This window comes from Pseudoalteromonas sp. S2893 (assembly GCF_005887105.1).
GTDB lineage: Bacteria > Pseudomonadota > Gammaproteobacteria > Enterobacterales > Alteromonadaceae > Pseudoalteromonas > Pseudoalteromonas atlantica.
This window is the reverse complement of sequence record NZ_PNCY01000003.1, coordinates 1-6,667: the sequence shown is the minus strand read 5'-3', so window position 1 is coordinate 6,667 and position 6,667 is coordinate 1. Positions and strand designations below refer to the sequence as shown.

General features: G+C 40.0%; 6 protein-coding genes and 1 tRNA gene. 2 read left to right on the top strand and 5 right to left on the bottom strand.

Annotated features, from left to right (window positions below):
* Positions 1–58 precede the first annotated feature (58 nt).
* The 5 genes from CWC04_RS01350 to CWC04_RS01330 all read right to left on the bottom strand — a co-directional run bounded on the left by CWC04_RS01350 (position 59) and on the right by CWC04_RS01330 (position 4,726).
* Positions 59–134 (bottom strand) — tRNA-Gly (locus CWC04_RS01350).
* Positions 135–342: 208 nt separating this feature from the next.
* Positions 343–888 carry a CDP-diacylglycerol--glycerol-3-phosphate 3-phosphatidyltransferase gene (gene pgsA / locus CWC04_RS01345; protein WP_024033647.1) on the bottom strand — a complete coding sequence of 182 codons (546 nt, stop codon included), beginning with the start codon at positions 886–888 and terminating at the stop codon, positions 343–345.
* Between the two features lie 41 nt (positions 889–929).
* The gene (uvrC, locus tag CWC04_RS01340; RefSeq protein WP_138684425.1) at positions 930–2,753 is read right to left on the bottom strand and encodes an excinuclease ABC subunit UvrC; all 1,824 of its coding nucleotides are present in this window, start codon (positions 2,751–2,753) and stop codon (positions 930–932) included.
* An 11-nt stretch (positions 2,754–2,764) separates the two neighbouring features.
* The gene (uvrY, locus tag CWC04_RS01335) at positions 2,765–3,415 is read right to left on the bottom strand and encodes a UvrY/SirA/GacA family response regulator transcription factor (protein ID WP_004589511.1); all 651 of its coding nucleotides are present in this window, start codon (positions 3,413–3,415) and stop codon (positions 2,765–2,767) included.
* Between the two features lie 159 nt (positions 3,416–3,574).
* On the bottom strand, positions 3,575–4,726 hold the full coding sequence (locus CWC04_RS01330; protein ID WP_024033649.1) for a dicarboxylate/amino acid:cation symporter: 1,152 nt from the start codon (positions 4,724–4,726) through the stop codon (positions 3,575–3,577).
* Between the two features lie 366 nt (positions 4,727–5,092).
* On the opposite strand from CWC04_RS01330, the gene cysK reads away from it, so the two are divergent.
* Both cysK and CWC04_RS01320 read left to right on the top strand, forming a co-directional pair.
* The gene (gene cysK, locus CWC04_RS01325; protein WP_138684424.1) at positions 5,093–6,061 is read left to right on the top strand and encodes a cysteine synthase A; all 969 of its coding nucleotides are present in this window, start codon (positions 5,093–5,095) and stop codon (positions 6,059–6,061) included.
* A gap of 146 nt (positions 6,062–6,207) precedes the next feature.
* Complete coding sequence (locus tag CWC04_RS01320) at positions 6,208–6,642, top strand: hypothetical protein (protein WP_138684423.1); 435 nt, start codon at positions 6,208–6,210, stop codon at positions 6,640–6,642.
* Positions 6,643–6,667 lie beyond the last annotated feature (25 nt).

Here is a 6,667-nt window from a genome sequence, read left to right as displayed (position 1 = left end):
ACAATTCCACCACTCGGGCATCGAGTTTGCTATTTAAAGCAAGTGGATCAAACTAATTTGGAGCGGCACACGAGGCTCGAACTCGTGACCTCGACCTTGGCAAGGTCGCGCTCTACCAACTGAGCTAGTGCCGCATTATTATTTAATTATCTGCGTTATTCAACATCTTGCGATGTTTACGCTGCTAACTAAGTAACTTTGGTTTTCTTTATCTTAGGGGCTATGCCCTCTCAACACGGACGCATTCTACAGAGATTATTAAACGCGTCAACACAAAAAATGCCACTTTTGAACTGTTTGATTATTTTTTATCTAAAACGGTGCGTTATTAGACATTTACAATCAATTTTTGGTCAATTCACTCCATGCAGCCATTAAATATTGCACCATAGAGCTCAGTGTTAAATAGGTGGCTATATACAATAAAGCAAAACTTAAATAGATCATCCACGTATCGTATTGCCAAATTAGGCCAATAATCGCCAACATTTGCGCCGCGGTTTTTATTTTGCCCATATTTGATACTGCAACGTTTCCACGTTTGCCTTGTTCGGCCATCCACTCACGTAATGCAGATATCACTATTTCACGGCTAATAATAATAAGTGCCGGAATCGTCATATACATAGACTGATAATGATCAGAGAGCGCAACAAGTGCAGCACACACCATAACCTTATCGGCTACAGGGTCTAAAAACGCACCAAAAGGCGTAGATTGTTCTAGCTTTCGTGCTAAATAGCCATCAAGTATATCGGTGATTGATGCAAGCCAAAAAATAAAAGCGGCAGCAAAAAACGCCCAGCTATAAGGCAAGTAAAATATCACCAAAAATATGGGGATAAGAAAAAGTCTAAAGGTTGTGAGTGTGTTTGGAATATTCCACATAACTACTTGGATATGTCTTTTTTCTATATTCGCATGAAGGGCTAGCCCTTGTCATGCAAATGGTTAAATATCTTCTCAGCCATGTCAGGACTGATCCCAGGAACTTTCTTTAACTGTTCTATATTAGCAGCTTTTACCCCTTGCATGCCCCCTAAATATTTTAATAATGTTTGGCGGCGCTTAGAACCTACTCCATTGATCTCTTCTAATAATGATTGCGTGCGCTGTTTTTGGCGCTTATTACGGTGCCCTGCAATGGCAAATCGGTGCGACTCATCGCGAATATGCTGGATTAAATGAAGTGCTGGCGCATCCGAATCCATAGGAATCGTTTTTCGCCCGCCATCAATTAATAAGGTTTCAAGGCCTGGCTTTCTGCTTGTGCCTTTTGCTACACCTACTAACAGCGGCATTTTAGCATGTGGCCACGTGGCAAAATACTGCTCTGCACGGCCTAGTTGCCCTTTACCACCATCAATGAATATAACGTCAGGAATTTTGTCTTCATCTACCACTTTGTTGTAGCGTTTGTTCAGTGCAAACTCCATTGCCGCGTAATCATCACCGCCGGTTATACCCGTTACGTTGTAGCGCCTGTACTCTTTGTTATTTGGCCCTTGCGAATCAAATACTACACAACTGGCTACTGTGTTCTCCCCCATGGTATGGCTGATATCAAAACATTCCATTCTGTTTATATCATCTAAGCCTAGGGTCGCTTTTAATTGTGCATAACGTTTGTTTATAGAGTCTTGCGTACTTTGTTTAACGGTAATGCTGTTTAATGCGTTTTTATTAGCAAGTTGAAGGTATTGTGCTCGCTCTCCGCGGGTGACCACTTTAAGCGATACTTTGCGCTCACTAATTTGCGTAAGAGCTTCACTCAATGCGCTACTTTCTTCAATCTCGAACGGTAAAATAATTTCTTTTGCTATGCGCCCTGTCGCACCAGGCGCTAAATAATATTGCCCTAAAAACGAAGTGAGTATTTCCTCTTGCCCCGAATCTTTAGGCACTTTTGGAAAATAGGTTTTACTGCCTAGCACTTTATGATCACGGATCATTAATAAATGAATCCCATTTAATCCATTTAAGTGCGCAAAACCTACCACATCCATTTCAGCAAAATTACCTGAAATAGACTGCTGCTCCTGCATTTTTCGCAGTAGCATAATTTGGTCACGCACTTTAGCTGCGAGCTCAAAGTTAAGGTCTTTACTCGCCGCTTCCATTTTTTTTATTAAATCGGCTATTACTTCGTGCGACTTACCTGTTAAAAACTTACGTACATAATCAACTTGTTCGCCGTACTCTTGCTCTGTCACTTTATTAACACACGGTGCTGAGCAGCGCTTTAGCTGATACTGTAAACACGGACGGCTTCTAGCACGGTAATAGGCATCTTCGCACTGACGTACAGGAAATATTTTTTGCATTAAACGCAAACTTTCCGACACTGCGCCAGCACTTGGGAAAGGACCAAAATACTCGCCTTTTACCCTGCGGCTGCCTCTATGAAAGGCTAAACGCGGATGTTTATGACTGGTAAGTAATATATAGGGGTATGACTTATCATCACGTAATAAAATGTTATAACGCGGCTGATATTTTTTTATAAGGTTGTTTTCAAGCAGCAGGGCTTCGGTTTCGGTGTTTGTGAGCGTAACTTCAATATCGCAAATATTACTCACTAGCACACGGGTTTTGCTGTCGGTTAGATTAGATCTAAAGTAGCTACTTACTCGTTTTTTTAAGTTTTTAGCTTTACCGACATAAATAACTTGTTGTTCACTATCAAGCATACGGTATACACCCGGTTCACTTGATAGCGTTTTTAAAAATTGGGCGTGATCGAATTCAGACATAAATTAAAAAATTAATGAGATACGTCTATATCAATCATTTTATGGCGAATAGCCAAATGAGTAAGCTCAACGTCGCCCCCTACGTTTAATTTTTCAAACATACGGTAACGGTAGCTGTTCACTGTTTTTGAGCTTAAATTTAAGCGCTCGGCAATATCTTGAGCTTTTTCACCTTTGGTGATCATTAGCATAATTTGTAGCTCGCGCTCAGATAAGCTTTGAAAAGGGTTTTCATCGGTACGCCCTGTTACTTGTGCAAGGGCTATTTGTTGTGCAATTTCTGGGGCGATATAACGCTGACCTGCATGAACAGACCGTATAGCACGAACCATTTCATCAGAACCCGCACCTTTGGTTAAAAAGCCATGCGCGCCAATTTGCATTACTTTTGATGGAAATGGGTCTTCGCAATTAACCGTAAGCACAATAATTTTTACATCTGGGCAATAGCGACAAATCTTTTTTGTGGCCTCTAAGCCACCCATGCCAGGCATGTTCATATCCATTAATACAATATTAGGTGCGTGCTGGCGACAAAACTGTACCGCAGCCTCTCCATCTTTAGCTTCGCCTACCACTTTAAAACCACGTACATCATCTAATATACGTTTTATACCAGTTCGTACCAGCTCATGGTCATCAACTAAAAGCACATTAATCAATGTAATACCCTCATTAACCTAACAATACGCGACAAACAATCTAATTTGCCACATTACCACAGTTAAAGCGAAACAATAACTAATATTATTGCTTCGCTTTAGGTGTACTCATCTTTTAGCATTATTTTACTACTGCTAAAAACCAGTACTTTAGTTTTTTTATGACGCTGCTTTTTCGCTAAAACGGTCTACCCATAGGGCAATAATACCATCGCCTGTTACATTACACGCTGTACCAAAGCTATCTTGCGCAAGGTAAAGTGCAATCATAAGTGCAACAGCGCCTTCGTTAAAGCCAAGCATACTGGTTAATAAACCGAGCGCCGACATTACTGCTCCACCAGGCGCACCTGGCGCTGCAATCATTACTACCCCTAACATCATAATAAACGGCAGCATCCCCATTAAAGAAGGTACTTCCATGCTTGGCGATAAAAACATAACGGCCATTGCACACGTCACAATCGTAATGGTAGAACCCGATAAATGGATAGTAGCGCACAGTGGCACTGTAAAGTTTGCTACATCTTCTTTTACGTTATTTGCTTTGCTTGATTGCAAAGACACCGGAATGGTTGCCGCGCTCGACATTGTCCCCAGCGCTGTAAAATAAGCAGGAAGCATATTTTTAACGAGCTCCAACGGGTTACGTTTAAGTAATATCCCCGTAGAAACATATAATACGGTTAGCCACAGCCAATGCATAACAAGTGCTGCAATAAGCACAACACCAAAGGTTTGCAGTGTATCTACCACGGTCCCTGCTACGGTCATTTCTGCAAATACACCCGCAATGTAAAATGGTAATGCCGGAATAATTACTTTAGATAATAAAGCATCGATTACATCGCGACCCTGATCAGACACTTTTTTAAGTGTTTCTAATTCAAGTTGGCTCATGCCAATACCAAACACAAATGCAGTCACAAGCGCTGTCATTACACCCATCAGCGGTGGAATTTCTAAATCAATAAAACTGCCAATTTCAGTGGCAACTTCGGCTTCAAACGTAATATTGCCACTTAGCAGTGGAATAACCGCACTTACTAGTAAAAAGGCAAGCGTACCTGCAATTACTGTAGAGCTATAAGCAAAGCCAACAGTTTTACCTAATAAATGGCCAGACCCTTTAGGCAAGCCCGCAATGCCCGAAGCAATAAAAAATAAAATAATTAATGGGATGGTAAAAGAAATAAGTTGGCCAATAAGTTCTTTAACAGTAAATAAAAGCTCAACACCTGTGAGAGGCACATAAAGCCCGACCAAAATACCGGCCACAATACCGGCAATTAATTTTAAGATTAACTTCATTGTGATTGCTTAGTTGAATATAGATAGAGTGTTTTTAACATGTTTTAGGCGCATTGTGTGATAAAAGTATTCAAGTTATATTCATGTGCGCAAATAACACACAAAAACATCGCAATAATTAGCCTACTCTGAGCATTTTTTAACTACGTGGCGAAATTTACTCTTTAAATTTAAAAATGAGCCCGCATCTTTAATAACTAAAGCAACAATAATAACTAATTTTTATTTCGGCTGGTTATAAGCCCAATAGATATATGTTATAGCCAAACTTTACTTTAGTTTTTTTAAACTCGCAGTAAAGTGTATTTATATAGTTAATAGCAAAGGCTATTAACACATTGATCAGATTGTATCCAAAGGAACATTATGTCTACTATTTTTGAAGATAACTCACTAAGCATTGGTAATACACCACTGGTAAAACTTAATCGCGTAACAGGCGGAAACGTTTACGCTAAAGTAGAATCGCGTAATCCTAGCTTTAGTATTAAATGTCGTATTGGTGCATCAATGATTTGGGAAGCTGAAAAATCAGGTCAGCTTGTTAAAGGTAAAGAGCTAATTGAACCTACATCGGGTAATACAGGTATTGCCCTTGCATTTGTTGCAGCAGCACGTGGTTACAAATTAACACTCACCATGCCAAATACAATGAGCCTAGAGCGCCGCAAACTATTAAAAGCATTAGGCGCTAACTTAGTGCTTACAGATGGCGCTAAAGGTATGAATGGCGCAATTGAAAAAGCAAAAGAAATTCAAGCAACAGATCCAGAAAAATACATTTTATTACAACAGTTCGAAAACCCAGCTAACCCAAAAATTCACTTTGAAACAACCGGCCCAGAAATTTTTGAAGCGCTTGATGGTAAAGTAGACTTTTTTGTAGCAGGTGTAGGCACTGGCGGTACTATTACAGGTGTTAGCCGTTACCTTAAAAACGAAAAAGGCCTAGATGTTAAAGCGATTGCAGTTGAGCCAACTAACTCACCTGTCATTAGCCAAACGCTTGCAGGCGAAGAAGTAAAACCAGGACCACATAAAATTCAAGGTATTGGCGCAGGGTTTATTCCTGGTAACCTTGATTTAAGTGTGATTGATGGTGCTGAGCAAGTATCAAACGAAGATGCTATTGCAATGGCTCATGAGCTAATGAAAAAAGAAGGTATTTTAGTGGGTATTTCATCAGGCGCAGCTGTTGTTGCCGCTAAACGCCTTGCTGAAAAGCCAGAAAACGCTGATAAAAATATTGTGGTGATTTTACCAAGTGCCACAGAGCGTTACCTGTCTAGCCCAATGTTTGCTGAAGAATTTAGCGAGCAAGAATTAGTACAGTAAACTTCTCTCCTTGAGATACTTAAAAGGATGCTTATGGCATCCTTTTTTATTATTTATGATTCAATTTTCTATTTATTCCCCAGTGCTGCTTTACATCTTGTTTAATTAACCACACACTTTAAAAAAACTAATTAAAAACATTCAACATGAAAAAAACAACAGCTTATTTAAGTTTTATCGTATGCTTATTTTTAGCCGCCTGTGGCGATAGCGTACAAACGCTGGGCGACTCACCGGGCGATACAGCCACCGCTTACTTTGATGCATTGTATAATCAAAAAGATTTACAAAAAGCCAGCACAATGGCCACCCCTAACCTCAGCCGAATTATGAAATCCTATGGCACCGCTAAGCAATTTGCCCGAAACTTAGTAAACCTGCAATACGATGAAGTAGTAATTGAAGTCGATATGACCAACATGAGCGTACGCGAACAATATGGCGATAACGCCAAAATAAACCTCATTTTTACAGGCTACTTTAATGGCGATAAAGTCGATGATATGCGCAGCGTTAAAATGCTTCGTAAAAAAGGGAAATGGTATATAGATAAAATAGTTGCAGACCCTTACGCACGCTAACTTATACACCACAAAAAAGGCCTTA